This is a genomic window from Candidatus Zixiibacteriota bacterium (assembly GCA_021159005.1).
Lineage (GTDB): Bacteria > Zixibacteria > MSB-5A5 > UBA10806 > 4484-95 > JAGGSN01.
The window spans coordinates 35,860-50,132 of sequence record JAGGSN010000200.1 but is presented as its reverse complement, the minus strand read 5'-3'; the positions used below and the strand labels follow the sequence as shown (position 1 = coordinate 50,132).

Genomic DNA, 14,273 nt, shown 5'->3' with positions numbered 1-14,273 from the left:
AATATCTTAGCAAGCCCGGTGACTGCCCCCAATTACTGAGGCATTACACTCCAAGTCTCTTTTCCATTGACTTCACAAGACTTATTTAATAAAATTAATGTTAAATAATTTTGAATTTGCTGTTTAATCAGGAGGAACTTTGAGACTTTACGAATATGAGGCGAAACAACTCTACAAGGAATTCAAACTCCCTGTACCGGAATCCATTATCACGGCAAACATCGATGAGGCCGGCAGCGCATCGGCTAATATAGGATTACCTGTTGTGTTGAAAGCTCAGGTACTAACCGGCGGACGAGGCAAAGTCGGCGGTATAAAACTTGCAGACGTTGAAGGGCAAGTTAAGTCCTTGGCAAATGATATCTTCAATTTGAAAATCAAAGACTTCCCGGTGGAAAAGATTTTAGTCGAAAAAGCGCTCGATATCAAACAGGAAATCTATCTCGGCATTACGCTTAACCGCATTGATTATAAAATTACTATCATTGCCTGCGGCGAAGGCGGTATCGATATTGAGGAAATTGCGCAAAAGACACCGGAAAAGATTTTCAAGCTGGAATTCGATATCGACGAGCAATTACATGATTTTCAGGCTATGCAATTGGCTAAGAATATCGGCTTGCCATCAAAAAATATTCGACAGTTTGCCGCGATAGCTTTAGGGTTATTTAGATTCTATAAAGCCTATGACTGCAAGCTGGCTGAAATCAACCCGCTGGTTCTCACCGCTAATAAAGAGCTTATTTGCGCCGATGCCCGTGTCAGTCTTGATGATGATGCGCTATTCCGTCATCCTGATTTAGCCGAACGCGGTATCGAGAAACGTCACGAGGAGGGCGAGCTAACTCCGCGCGAAAAACAAGCGCGCGAATGGGGCATCCCCTATCTAGATCTTGACGGCGATATCGGCATGTTTCCCGGCGGCGCCGGTTATGGCATCATGGGCAACGATTTTATCACTTACTTTGGCGGCAAGCCTGCAAATTTCATGGATTCCGGCGGCGGTCCCTCGCCCGAACGCATCGCCAAGATGCTGGTGCTTTTAGATGAGAATCCAAACGTTAAAGCGATTTTCGGCGCCCGTTTCGGCGGCATATCCCGCTGCGATGATTTCGCCAAGGGCGTGATTATATTCCTCAAAGAGCATGGCCTTTCCAAACCGATAGTCATGCGAATGACCGGCAATATGTGGGAGGAAGGCGTACGGCTGTTCGAGGAGGCGAAGAAAGAATCGCCGGAGCTGTTTGCCAAAATTGAATTCCATGGCATCGAGGAGCCAATTGAAAATATCGCTAAACGCGCAGTCCAACTTGCGAAAGAGGCATAAGCTGAAATAAATATGAAGAGTCAGATTTTAATTTATAAAAATGAATGTTAGTTATTTAAAGTAAATAGACGAGGTAAAAAACTAATGGCAATATTAATAGATAAAAACTCCAAGGTGCTCGTGCAGGGTATAACCGGCGCCGGCGGTTCATTTCATGCCAAGCGTATGAAAGCCTACGGCACCAACATAGTCGGCGGCACCTCGCCGGGCAAAGGCGGCCAGAGCGTCGACAGTATCCCGGTATTCGACACAGTCGAGGAATGCGCGGCTGAAACCGGCGCCAATGTCTCGGTAATATTTCTACCGGCGAAATATGCCAAAGGCGCGGCTTTGGAATCTATCTATGCCAGCATCCCCTTTGTGGTGGTGGTGCCGGAACATATCCCGATAGCTGATATGATGTATGTCCGCAAGGCGGCTTTGGAACACGGCACAACCGTGATAGGCGGCAACACCGCCGGCATTATCACACCGGGGCAGGCTAATGTCGGTATCATCCCGGATATCGCTTTTACGGCTGGCAAAATCGGCACCGTTTCGCGTTCCGGTTCACTAACTTATTATGTAGCTGATACACTCACTCGCACCGGCTATGGTGAAACCACCTGTGTCGGGCTTGGCGGCGACCCGGTGCTTGGTTCTACCTTCGATGAAATCCTGCAAATTTTCGATAAAGACGATGACACGAAAGCGGTTGTGATGGTCGGCGAGATTGGCGGCGTTTATGAGGAAAAAGCGACCAAGCAAATTGCCGCTATGTCTAAACCGGTACTGTTCATGATAGGCGGATTGTCGGCGCCTCCGGGCAAGCGGATGGGTCATGCCGGCGCTATTGTCGAGGGCAATGTTGGTACTGCCAAAAGCAAGGTGGCGGCTTTAAAGGAAGCCGGCGCTCATCATGCAAAAACATTTATGGATATACCCGAAATTTTGAAGGAACAGGAAATTTAATTGTCACCGAATGCAGTAAATATTTATCGGGGCGATGTTGTTGAATCAATCCATTCGGGGCATTTTGTTGTTGTTAACTCCGAGGGCAAGATTATTTATCAGTTCGGCAACCCTCAGTTGATAACATATATGCGTTCATCCGCCAAACCATTTCAAACCATACCGCTTATCGAGTCTGGAGCAGCACACCGGTTCAAATTATCAACTAAAGAAATCGCCATAATTTCGAGCTCTCATTCGGGCGAACCCGAGCATGTGGAGATTATCAGCGGGATACTCGATAAAATCGGCTTAAAACCGGAACACCTTCAATGCGGAACTCATATACCTCATTTCTACGCGGCGAAAAATCTAACGCCGGAGCCTGACGAAAAGTTTACAGCCCTTCAACATAACTGCTCGGGCAAGCATGCGGGTATGCTGGCATTATGCGTATTTAAGAATTTACCTATTGATGATTACTTGAATCCTTCTCATCCGGTTCAAAAGTTGATTACCGAAGCCATATCTTATATTTGCGATTATCCCGAAGAGGATATCGGTATCGGCATTGACGGTTGTTCGGCACCGGTACATGCTATGCCGTTGTATAATATGGCTTATGGATTCGCCCGCTTCATCTCGCCGCATTCCGTGCCATCTACTAAGGCTAAGATATATTCGACAATATATCGGGCTATGATGGATTATCCCAATATTGTCGCCGGCGATATGCGTTATGATACGGAACTGATGAAGCATTGCAAGGAAAAGATGATAGCCAAAGCCGGCGCCGAGGGACTTCACTGCATAGGTTTTGCCGAAAGAGGTTGGGGCATGACGGTAAAGATTGCCGATGGCGCCACTCGCGCTTTATATCCATTCAGCGTAGAGATACTAAGACAGCTTGGGATAATAACCGGCGGCGAACTTGAGAAGCTATCAAATTTTCACATTAAGACAATTAAAAACTGGGCAGATAAAGAAATCGGTTATATAAAAGCCGAATTTAGTATAGAGAAGAACATTTGAATATGATTAAATTTACAATAGATTCTGCAGATAAAGGCAAATTATGTTAGCGAAATACATCATACTTTCATGCTTAGCCGGCATCATCGAGATTATCTTCCTCGGCTTGGGTAAGGGGACCTCGCTGTTCAGTATTTTTGCGGCGCTGGTTATTGTATTTCTATCGGTAAGGATAATGGGCAAGGCTTTCGTAAACGGCAGAATTATCAGGCTGGCTGTCTGGTTCTCCGTAATGAACATAGCATTGGGCAATATCCCCCTTGCTGTCGCCAAGCAGACAGAGAGATTGAAACCGCTTTCGGCTGAGTTTGATGGACAATTGCTGTCGTTGTTATCAATGGTATTTAAAGGCTCATTTGACAGCTATCTGTTTTTCTGGATTAGCCAGAACATATTTTTCACGGGGCTTTTTCTTGTGATATTTATAATTTTCAGCAAACTTATCAGGAGATTTGAGAATGGAATTTCTACCGGAACCATACAAAACTAAAACAGTCGAACGAATAAAAATCCTGCCCAGAGAAGAACGTGAAAAGACGCTTGCCGCCGCGCATTTTAATGTGTTTAAAATCGCCGCCGAGAACATTTTCATCGACCTGCTGACCGACTCGGGCACCTCAGCAATGAGCGATACCCAATGGGCAGGCATCATGACCGGCGATGAATCATACGCCGGCTGCCGCAACTATTACAATTTCGAGGCAGCCATAAAAAATATTACCGGCTACAAAAATATCATCCCCGCTCATCAGGGACGAGTAGCAGAAAACCTGCTTTTCACCAGTATCCTAAAAGAAGGCCAGCATGTTCCCTCAAACACTCATTTTGACACTACCCGCGCTAATATCGAACATCAAAAAGCAAGCGCTGTCGATTTGGTTATCAATGAGGGTAAAGAGCCTAAATCGGAGTATCCGTTCAAAGGCAATATCGACCTGAATAAAGTTGAGAATTTAATCAAGATAGTAGGCGCTGATAAAATTCCGGTGGGAATGATTACCGTTACCAACAATGCCGGCGGCGGTCAGCCTGTTTCTATGGAGAATATAAAGGCATACAGCAAGCTTTTACATAAGCATGGTATTCCGTTATATATCGATGCCTGCCGCTATGCTGAGAACTGCTATTTTATCAAGCAAAGAGAAATAGAGTATCGGGATTGGTCGATTAAGCAAATCGCCCGTGAGATGTTCAAATTCGCCGATGGCTGCACGATGTCGGCCAAAAAAGACGGGCTGGCAAATATCGGCGGGTTTTTGGCCACCAACGACGATAAGCTGGCCGCTAAAATAACCAACATGCTGATATTGATTGAGGGCTTCCCTACTTATGGCGGCATGGCTGGACGCGACCTTGAGGCGGTTGCCCGCGGACTTGATGAGGCATTAGACGAGGACTATCTGAAATACCGCACCGAGCAGGTCCGGTGTTTCGGCAATATGCTTGAGGATGCCGGTGTGCCTATTGTCAAGCCGGCGGGCGGTCATGCGATTTTCGTGGATATCGATTCATTCCTACCGGATTTCCCGCGTGAGAAATATCCCGCCTGGGCGGTTACTGTGGCGTTATACCGCGAGGGCGGCATAAGGGCGGTAGAGATAGGCGGCATCATGCTGGGACTTCAACCCGACGGCACCGAAAAGTTCCCTGACATGGAGTTAGTACGGCTGGCTATTCCGAGACGGGTATATTCGATGGCGCATCTGCAGTATGCTGCTAATGTATTCAAGAAAATCGGGGAAAATAAAAAGCTGGTTAAGCCACTGAAAATTACCTGGAATGCCCCTGTATTGCGTCATTTTACTGTCAAGTTGGAGGAGGCTGAGTAAGCTGTCAAGGGTGTCGGGTTTCTCCGCGCCTTCGGCGAGTCGGAATCCGACCTGCTGCTAAGGTATAAAACCATGCGTAAGGTCGTATTGCAATATTATCTTACGTGTATCCATTAAAAATCGAAGTGTTGCCAGAAGTTGCTTCTGACAACAACAATTCCAATTACTTAATTAATATCATACGCCGTATCATGACATCCTCGCCGGCAGACAGACGATAGAAATACGAACCCGATGATACCTTTCTGCCATTGCTATTTCTGCCGTTCCACATAAATGAATGCTCGCCGATATTTAGCGTTCTATCGGCGAGAATTTTTACCTGCCTGCCGCACATCGAAAATCTCAAGTTTCGTTCGCTGTGATTTTGTCAGATATATCTTAATCGAAGTAGATGAGTTGAACGGATTGGGATAAGCCTGAAACAGCTCTGTCATGGTCGGCAGCGGTTGGTCGGATTTGCGGCCGGTTCTGAACATCGGCATTATCCCAGTTTTTGCATTAGAAACAGAAAATCAGGTTGATATTTTCATATAAAACAAAGATAGTGCTCCTTTTAGATTAATGTTTAGATAACAGAAAAAGGAGCACTAAAAAATGAAACATAAAAAGCTTAACAAATCGCATCGAGTAAAGCAAGTTAAAATTGCCTTTACGAATAAACCGATAACAGCCTGGGGAGGTATTGGCTCATTAATTGCCCAATTTTTAGAGAGGATAGAATTTCGAGAGTGGACAGAGTCATCAATTCCGATAAAGGAGACCTCTAACAACAGCGGCGGCATATACGAGAAAGTGTTGTCGTTTAACTCTGGTTATCAAGCTCCGCTCGGTAATCAGAGTGGGCATATTCAATATCCATACGGATCTGCAATACGCCCCTACGAGTTTGAGGAATGGGAATATATATCAGCCATCCCGCCCGGCAATCCTATCCCATAATCTCTTTATAGGATGATACAGCTTTACGCCGGCAATACCAAAAAGCATGCCGGCTAAAACATCCAACGGATAATGGTATCTGCCGTAGACAGTCGAGATATACAATGTAATCAGGATTACAATAATCCACTTGAATAATTTCCTGTCATATTTATACGACAGCAGAAGCATCACAGTTGCCGCTGAGCAATGCGCCGAGGGAAAAGCGCCGCCATGAAGCATCGCGCCCGATTCGAGCAGGTTGGTTATTGCTCTAAATAGAAATCCCGTCAGCTCACCTGTATATTGATTTGCCATAGCAAAACGCGGTCCCTCAACCGGCAGAAGAAAGAACACCATATAGCACGAAATCAGGGATAGAAGCAATGATCCAAGATTATGTTCCGCCGCCTCTTTTTGATCGGTGAAATAAAACCAGCCGGTTGTTATCGGTATGAGAAGAAGATATACCGAGTATCCCATCATCATCCATTCGGTTAAAATCGGATTATAAAATTGCTCGAACCAGGTTACCGGATGGACAGGGAAAACCGCATTCTCTATCATCAGGATATAATCATCAAAAAAACCATCGAAAATCATATGCACCTGATGGCCGGATATTTCATAAAACGGGATGAGCAATATTAATGGATAGTTATCGGTAAAAAAGTTTAGTATCTTATTGCTAAATCTTCTCAGAAAAATAAACATCAAACTACCGGCAAAACAACTTATATAAACAGTTATAATATACAACTGATCATCAAGCTTATATCCAAAAAGGGATATTATGATTATCATCAAGATAATATACGATAAACATATAGCATCAATAGCGCGAATCTTGGCTATGAATCTCTTGATTTCAGCCATAGATAATAAATAAATCGAGGAATACGCCAAGCCCAAAGTGAAAGATAAATATCGGCCAGATTGAACGGCATCGCAAGACAAGCCAGCCGAATGCTATTCCGGCAACTATAGAAGCGAATATCTCAGCATCGGGTTTGCCGATATGCAGCAAGCAGGAAGGGATTGTCTGAATTAGGATGCTGGCTGGTTCTCCATAACTTTCCCGCAAGCCGAAAAGCATGAAGCCCCTAAAATAAAACTCCCAGCCGATGTAATATAGGCTATACATAAGTATATAAATCGGCAATATGCCCTGATTAGCCGCAAGGCCTCGATAAAGGGGATATTCCGCAAGGAATGACGGGTCTTTCGAGGAGAAATAAGCCATCACCGCCATTAATGGCAGACCGACTGCTATTATAAGCAAACTCTTCTTTGTGTCTCCAAATGAAAGCCCCATGTCTTTCAGGCTATGCTTAAAACCGACTTTCCAAATAAGAACCGGAATTAATCCCAGAAGGACAAAACTGCTCAGGAAATAATAGTACTGGCTTGCCGGACTATTCTCGGCTATAAATTTATCTGCATAAAATTTCGCCGAGCCGTAATATCTAAATACAGTTAAGGCAATGGATGTGTAGAGAAGTATTGTCAGGGGTTTGATATTTGCTTGCCATTCGTCTTTGTTTATCATCAGAGTACAACCCTCTTTATTGTTTTCAGTGGGTATTATATATTGTGATGGTTTCCCTGTCAATATTTATGAGTTTTTGGAGTTTCCCCATTTTTTTCCAAAACATTTTAGGTCGGTTTCTGACTCGCCGAAGGCGAGGAAATACCCGACACCTCTCACAGTAATATAAGGCTTTTTCCCTTAGTAAATCCTTTATCAAAGGCAAAAATGTCGGGTTTCTCCCCGCCGCGGTGGGGTCGGAACCCGACCTGCTGCTTTATTCAACCCGACACCTATCTTCCGGGCAATCCCCCGCAAATTATGAGATTAATCATTTGATAATATTAAGTATATTGATGTATTATTATGATATAATGAAAAGCAATAATTTAAAATATCAATTTCAGGCTAAGAAAAAAGCAATCATTCTTTTAGCTCTATATCTTTTTACTACGATCTTTATACTCTCCCTGATAAAAAGCCCCGGTCTTGTTAATGAGCGCGCCGGTATGATAAATATGACCGATTTCAAAGCATATAAGCCGTTTCAGTACCGGATACTATTGCCCTGCCTGATTAGAACCATTGAATTCATGACGCCGGAACCAATAAAGAACAAAATTGACAGTAAGGTCAGCATTCTTATACACAACAAATTTAAGCATTCTGAAAACGAATCCTTTGATTCTAAAACAAACATGCTCTCTCAAAATGGCTATAGAATTATTGTATATCTGATTCTAAACGCCTTAGCTTTGCTGATGTTTTTATTCATACTGCGGCAATTGGCATTGGCGCTCGGCATGTTTTCCGAAAGAACCTGCGACCTGCTTCCCCTTGGAATGGCGGTTGCTATCCCGATATATTTCAACTATGGCAACTTCATGTATGATTTTGCTCATCTATGTTTATTTACTCTGGCTTTATTATTGCTGTATAAAAAACAATGGCAATGCTATTTGATTGCTTTTCTATTTGCTCTGCTGAATAAGGAAACATCGGTGATGCTTATAATTGTGTTTGCAGTCAACTATTATTCGGAACTCCCAAGGAGTAAGTTTGTAAAACTGCTTAGCCTGCAAGCCTTGATTTTTATTGCCGTCAAATTTTCATTATATATCGTTTTCAAAAATAATCCCGGCGGATTAGTAGAATGGCATTTAATAAGGAACTTGGAACATCTGTCAAAGCTCTCCAGCTATTTTAATTTTGAACATATTAATACAAACAAAATATTGCCATTGTATCCCAATATTCCACTGCCGCGAGGATTGAATTTATTAATGTTTATTTTTATAGCTCTCGGTTTATTTTACAAATGGAGAGAAAAACCGGTTTTCCTTAAAAAATCATTAATATATGCGGCGCTATTGTTAATAATGTGTATTTTTATGGGACATATAGACGAACTCAGGTCTTATTATGCCGCTTTGCCGGTGGTTTACCTTCTATGCATGCATAGCGTTGTGGAATTTATTAATAACATGGCAAGTAAATCAGAGAGGGTTTGATATGGCTGTAAAAACATTCGATTTTGAAATTAAAACAAAAGGCTGGTGTCATCTCGAAGATATTACCTCGGAGGTTGCCGGTTTTCTCAAGCAATCCGGTTTAAATGATGGTATAGCCTGTGTGGCGGTTGCCGGTTCAACCGCGGCCATCAGCACAATTGAGTATGAACCGGGGCTTCTAAAAGACATCCCGGAGTTTTTAGAAAAACTGCTCCCATCAAATAAGCCATATCATCATGATGAAACCTGGCATGATGGCAACGGTTTTTCGCACATGCGGTCGTTTTTGTTAAAAACATCGCATTGCCTGCCATTTACTGAGGGCAAATTGATGCTTGGAACCTGGCAGCAGATTGTCCTTGCAGATTTCGATAATAAATCGCGCCATAGACGAGTGATTGTTCAGCTTGTGGGCGAGTGTTAAAATAGGCAGGTGCCGTCCACCGAAGCGGACTGCCCTAATAGACTGCGGCATTAATAGGCGCATGCAATACGCCCCTACGCGCTATTTTGTTGTATCTCAGGATGGAAGCACGCCTTAACGGGCGACATCCTGAGGTTGATAGTTTTATTTGCATATTAATTAGGGCTTGCTGAATAAACACTAACCTCTTTGTTTATCATAAGATAGATTCATTCTATAGTCCTGCAAGTGAAAGGGTTTTCTAATAAATAAGCAAAAAGCCTGCACATACCGTATGGCAATATTTTTCTCTGGCTACCAAACGGCGTTTAGCAATCAGTTCCTTATTATTCAGCAAACCCTAATTATCGAACTAAACCAAAGTATAAGATTTGTCCCCCACTTCGGTTCGCATTAGGCGGAAAACCCGACCTATGAAGCTGCGGCATTAATAGGGCGTATGCAATACACCCCTACTATTTGCTTGGATTATAAGCTTGTATGTCAACTCCCCGGCTCTGTCTTGACAACCTTGTTCACGGGGATTATCTCTCCATTGTTTATTGTGAAAACGTGCCAGTAAGTACCTTTCACTTTTTGCGGCGCTTGGAATACCTGCAATAGCTGATTATTGCCGCCGTACAGCTTTACGCTTGCCTTCGATTTGGAGAGATTTTTATCGGATGACTTATTTCTATTGGAATAATTATGCACATAATAATAGTAAGTCGCCTGTTCATCCACTTTACTTATTGTGATAGTCTCAGGTCCGTAGCCGTTCGTATCATCGCGGTCGAGTTTGGCTTTGCCATCCTCAGCTACCTTCTTGTTGCGATAAGAAATGTGAAAACTTCCCAGCTTGCGCATATGAGCATCCAGGTCGCGCGGTTTCTTGTCCCAATCTAAAGCGACTCTTATCGTTCCCAGCGGCATATCGGGCGAGATGGAGAACCTGTTGAAAAACAATGAACCAACCTGAATTTCGATATTAAATACAGATTCAATAAAACCATTTTTTGAAAATCTCACTGTATAGAATCCATCCTCTTCCGGCGCGGGAAATAGTACTTTGCCCTCATGATCGGAACTATAACTGCCTATACCTTCAATTCCCACAACCGCTCCGGTTATAGGCTCGCCATTAAGGGCGTTGAAAAACCTTAGAGTAAGCTGATCGGCATCCATTTCCGTGAAGATATCATCGGCTTTGTCTTTGATAAGCTGGCCTATAGCTAATTCTATCGGAAATATTATCAGTATAGACAGAATCAATAATCGACAGATAAACTTAGTGTTCATGTTATTTCCTCTTGCTATTTTATATTATTTAACTATCGTCATCATCAGATATTTTTCAATAGAAAAACATACATACCGTTAAAGAAATTATAATCCGAAAAGTTGGCAATTACAAGGGATTTTTACAAATCCCGAAGGTATATTTTGACAATGGACTCGATTCAATCCCTCTCGGAGCATATTGTTAATTTTTATAAGTAGTATTAACTATCGGAAAATGTTGCCAGAAATATCCTTAGACGATAAATGATAATCTGATTATAGTATTTTTTTAGGATAGCTATAATTTTTAATAAATTGTATTTTAAGCTTGCGTAAATCTGCAAAATATTATAAATTTAATTGGAGTGTAGATTGCAGGCATATATTATAATATTCGGTTCAATTAAAAAAAAGGAGGATGTATTCAATACAGTTCATTTATTAAAGCAAGCATAAAAACCTTTTAGCTATGGAGGAAACAATAAGGCGGTTTCGTTTAGCAATATAATAATTGCTTTTATCTGGACGGAGATATAAGATTTATTAGTAGAACCGATGTTGAACAAACTAATTGCTGAAAATTAATTTGTTCAGCAGCTATCCAATTAAAGTTCAGATAAATAAAAAAGAAGAAATATCAATCTCAGGGTTCTATAAACCATGAGTATTGAAAGGTATTTACAAAATATTTTGAGGGAAATTATGTTTTCAACTAAAACATTTAGATATTTTTTAATAATATCTATATTAACTTTATTACCGGGGGTAGTTTTTGCTCAGATGACAGATAGCGTGTTTGTTGTTTATGGCTCTCCTTCCGGAATGTACGTCAACATAAATGAGAGGGTCGAAATCAATGTTGCTCTTAAGTGCCAGTATGGCGGCTATGTGGGCGACGCTCTTATTTGCCTTGGCACTGACAATAGATATATCGACAGCCTTCTAAGCGTCGAAGAAGGCGAATTGTTTTATCCTTTCACAGAATGGGATGATGCCGGTTTTTTACCGCCTGAAGGTTCGCCGCCTAATCCCGAGGGTTGGTCAAACCAATCATTCATAGGATTTGCTCAGCTTAATCCCCAAAGCGAAGCTCCCTGGTTTTATTCGTTAGCCTATACCGTTGGGATGAAATTTATGTTGAAAACCGTCAATGATTCATCTCTAATTGGCGACGATGTAATGGCTATTGGGCCAGGCCTGAACTATCCTCAAGGTCCAACTAATATCGGCGATACGCTTGGCTACGCAGGTTTTTTCCCAGTTGAAACATTTGCCATGTTTCACTTTTTAGGCGGCGGATATGTTGAGGGTATTGCTAGCGATCTTAATTCCGGAGTTCCAATTGAGAATGTCTGTATAACAGACAGCAGATGGGGCAAAACAGATACAACCGATACAGATGGCTTTTTCCACTTAGGTCTTACTGTGGGCGAGCATAATCTTACTTATTCTCACACTCATTACCTTGATACAACTATAACCGTAAATATTATTGAGAATGAAACAGTAGTCTTGGAAACAATGTTTCTCAGTCAGGCAGGCGGGATTAACGGCAATGTTTATGACTCGGACACACAACCGGTTGAAAATGCAGTCATTCAGTTGAACACCGGAGCCAGCGATACCACTAACGCTGATGGTTTCTATGAATTCCCCGGATTAGAATCAGAAACTTACAGCATCACTACACATCATCCTGATTATGTGGATACGGAAGCAACAAATATAATTGTTGAACCCAATCAGACAACCACGCAAGATTTTGTAATTCTTAGGCTCGGCGTTTTTACCGGTTATATAAAAGATACTCATAACCAGCCAATTACAGGCGCTCTAGTGGCATTCGATGGCAATGAATATACAACCGGCGGCAATGGCGCATTTGCGTTTGACCATATCCAGCCAAATACCTATGATGTGTCTATAACTCACAACGATTACGTTCCTGCATTAGTCAGTATTAATATTCCCGCCGATGACCCGCTGGACACAACTATTGTACTAAGCCAGTATGGCAATATTTTGGGCATTGTTACCGATTGCGATACAGACACTCGTATCGAAGGGGTTGTCGTTAGTATAAATACCGATCCTGTTAGAATTGACACAACCAGTAATGCCGGCGGATATAGATTCATGTCTCTTGAAAACGGAATCTACACAATCACATTCGAGCATCACGATTATTTCACCGACTCTCTTACCGGTATCGAGACAGCATACGATAGCTCTTCTCATGCTCCTATCTGTCTGGACCATCGCCTCAGTTACTTTGAAGGCTTTGTTTATGATGATTCGACGCTTGTACCAATTGACAGTGTAAACATCTATATAGTAGACGCTGAGCAAGAAGGTTATTCGGATGCTAACGGAGCGTTTTATTTTGCCATAATACAAGAAGGCTCTTTTTCAGTAAGATTTTCCCATGGAAATTATGAGGATACTACTATTTTTATTGAATTGACTTATGGTGACACTACTTCAACAGATGTTTATTTAAGATGGGATTATGATAACATCGATGATGGCTTCGCTAGAATACCTGAGGATTATTTCATAAACCAGAATTATCCTAATCCGTTTAACGCATCAACGACTATTAATTATGGTTTGCCGAAAGACGCTTTTGTTATAATCGATGTTTATAATTTGCTTGGTCGAAAAGTTGAGACGCTTATAAACGGCAATATGCCGGCAGGGTATCATCAGACGATATGGACAGCCAATAACGAAACATCCGGCTTGTATTTTTATAGAATTCAGGCTGATAATTTCACCGAAAGAAAGTCCATGATGCTTTTGAAGTAATTACAGACATCACGAAAATTGTAAACCAAAGAGCGTCCGGCAGAGTTGCTGGACGCCCTTTAGACTGTCGACAAAAATATATCTTATATTTTAGGGTGATATATAAATCCGCGCGTAGGGACGTATCCGCCAATGGCGGACACCCCTATGCGCTACGATTTATTTTTTAGACTAGCTTGCGGGTTTCTGATATAATCTATATTTATCTATTTTTCTTCATCATCAAGTTTGCGCAGTTCACGTAAAATCGCCAGAGGGCTTGAATCAGCCGCCATATCTAAGATTTTCTGCATCCGGTCCTGGTCTGATTCAAATTTCTTTTTCAATCTTGCTTGATATGCCTTATTGAGAATTTCAAGAAGATTGTTCAGTTCATAAGGTTTGGGCAGGTAGCTAAAAGCACCAAGTTTGGTGCATTCCACAGCTGAATCCATTGAGCCGCGACCGGTAAGAATGATAACCTCCAGGTACTTATGCTCCTTTTTCAAAATTTCGAGCACCTGTTTGCCATCCATACCCGGCATTTTCAGGTCTAACAAAGCCAAGTCGAATTTACCAGAACTGGCGGCTTCAACAGCTACTTCGCCGCTGGAGGCTTTGGTTACATCAAAATCCCTCATTTCAAGTCGGCGAGCGACAGACTCCAGAAATTTTATCTCATCATCTACTATTAATAGCTTAATTTTGTCAGACATAATACCCA

15 protein-coding genes are annotated in these 14,273 nt (G+C 42.2%); 9 read left to right on the top strand and 6 right to left on the bottom strand.

What is annotated here, in order from left to right; all coding sequences use genetic code 11:
* Positions 1 to 139 precede the first annotated feature (139 nt).
* The 5 genes from J7K40_12945 to J7K40_12925 all read left to right on the top strand — a co-directional run bounded on the left by J7K40_12945 (position 140) and on the right by J7K40_12925 (position 5,118).
* Positions 140 to 1,327: an acetate--CoA ligase family protein gene (locus J7K40_12945; GenBank protein ID MCD6163300.1), complete on the top strand. Its 1,188-nt coding sequence runs from the start codon at positions 140 to 142 to the stop codon at positions 1,325 to 1,327.
* A gap of 84 nt (positions 1,328 to 1,411) precedes the next feature.
* Complete coding sequence (gene sucD, locus J7K40_12940) at positions 1,412 to 2,278, top strand: succinate--CoA ligase subunit alpha (GenBank protein ID MCD6163299.1); 867 nt, start codon at positions 1,412 to 1,414, stop codon at positions 2,276 to 2,278.
* Positions 2,279 to 3,289, top strand: a complete 1,011-nt coding sequence (locus tag J7K40_12935; GenBank protein MCD6163298.1) for an asparaginase — start codon at positions 2,279 to 2,281, stop codon at positions 3,287 to 3,289.
* Between the two features lie 43 nt (positions 3,290 to 3,332).
* Positions 3,333 to 3,779: a hypothetical protein gene (locus J7K40_12930; protein ID MCD6163297.1), complete on the top strand. Its 447-nt coding sequence runs from the start codon at positions 3,333 to 3,335 to the stop codon at positions 3,777 to 3,779.
* On the top strand, positions 3,748 to 5,118 hold the full coding sequence (locus J7K40_12925) for a tryptophanase (GenBank protein ID MCD6163296.1): 1,371 nt from the start codon (positions 3,748 to 3,750) through the stop codon (positions 5,116 to 5,118). Before J7K40_12930 ends, J7K40_12925 begins: the two co-directional genes overlap by 32 nt.
* 163 nt (positions 5,119 to 5,281) lie before the next feature.
* Here J7K40_12925 and J7K40_12920 read toward each other — a convergent pair whose 3' ends face one another.
* Both J7K40_12920 and J7K40_12915 read right to left on the bottom strand, forming a co-directional pair.
* Positions 5,282 to 5,467, bottom strand: a complete 186-nt coding sequence (locus J7K40_12920) for a hypothetical protein (GenBank protein MCD6163295.1) — start codon at positions 5,465 to 5,467, stop codon at positions 5,282 to 5,284.
* Entirely contained in the window at positions 5,421 to 5,603 is a 183-nt protein-coding gene (locus J7K40_12915; protein MCD6163294.1) for a hypothetical protein, read from the bottom strand. Before J7K40_12915 ends, J7K40_12920 begins: the two co-directional genes overlap by 47 nt.
* 112 nt (positions 5,604 to 5,715) lie before the next feature.
* Between J7K40_12915 and J7K40_12910 the strand changes: the two genes are divergently transcribed.
* On the top strand, positions 5,716 to 6,060 hold the full coding sequence (locus J7K40_12910; GenBank protein ID MCD6163293.1) for a hypothetical protein: 345 nt from the start codon (positions 5,716 to 5,718) through the stop codon (positions 6,058 to 6,060).
* Here J7K40_12910 and J7K40_12905 read toward each other — a convergent pair.
* Positions 6,028 to 6,915 carry a phosphatase PAP2 family protein gene (locus J7K40_12905; GenBank protein MCD6163292.1) on the bottom strand — a complete coding sequence of 296 codons (888 nt, stop codon included), beginning with the start codon at positions 6,913 to 6,915 and terminating at the stop codon, positions 6,028 to 6,030. The two genes, J7K40_12910 and J7K40_12905, sit on opposite strands and share 33 nt — an antisense overlap.
* A complete protein-coding gene (locus J7K40_12900) occupies positions 6,908 to 7,588 on the bottom strand; it encodes a CPBP family intramembrane metalloprotease (protein MCD6163291.1) in 681 nt (226 codons plus the stop codon). Before J7K40_12900 ends, J7K40_12905 begins: the two co-directional genes overlap by 8 nt.
* A 353-nt stretch (positions 7,589 to 7,941) precedes the next feature.
* On the opposite strand from J7K40_12900, the gene J7K40_12895 reads away from it, so the two are divergent.
* On the top strand, positions 7,942 to 9,078 hold the full coding sequence (locus tag J7K40_12895) for a hypothetical protein (protein MCD6163290.1): 1,137 nt from the start codon (positions 7,942 to 7,944) through the stop codon (positions 9,076 to 9,078).
* A 1-nt stretch (position 9,079) separates the two neighbouring features.
* Complete coding sequence (locus tag J7K40_12890; protein MCD6163289.1) at positions 9,080 to 9,502, top strand: YjbQ family protein; 423 nt, start codon at positions 9,080 to 9,082, stop codon at positions 9,500 to 9,502.
* A gap of 483 nt (positions 9,503 to 9,985) precedes the next feature.
* Here the strand turns inward: J7K40_12890 and J7K40_12885 are convergent, their stop codons facing one another.
* Entirely contained in the window at positions 9,986 to 10,780 is a 795-nt protein-coding gene (locus J7K40_12885) for a hypothetical protein (GenBank protein MCD6163288.1), read from the bottom strand.
* 684 nt (positions 10,781 to 11,464) lie between these two features.
* Between J7K40_12885 and J7K40_12880 the strand changes: the two genes are divergently transcribed.
* Positions 11,465 to 13,570 (top strand): carboxypeptidase regulatory-like domain-containing protein, encoded by a 2,106-nt coding sequence (locus tag J7K40_12880; protein MCD6163287.1) that lies wholly within the window; start codon positions 11,465 to 11,467, stop codon positions 13,568 to 13,570.
* Positions 13,571 to 13,776: 206 nt separating this feature from the next.
* On the opposite strand, the gene J7K40_12875 is transcribed toward J7K40_12880, so the two are convergent.
* On the bottom strand, positions 13,777 to 14,268 hold the full coding sequence (locus J7K40_12875; protein MCD6163286.1) for a response regulator: 492 nt from the start codon (positions 14,266 to 14,268) through the stop codon (positions 13,777 to 13,779).
* Positions 14,269 to 14,273: the final 5 nt, after the last annotated feature.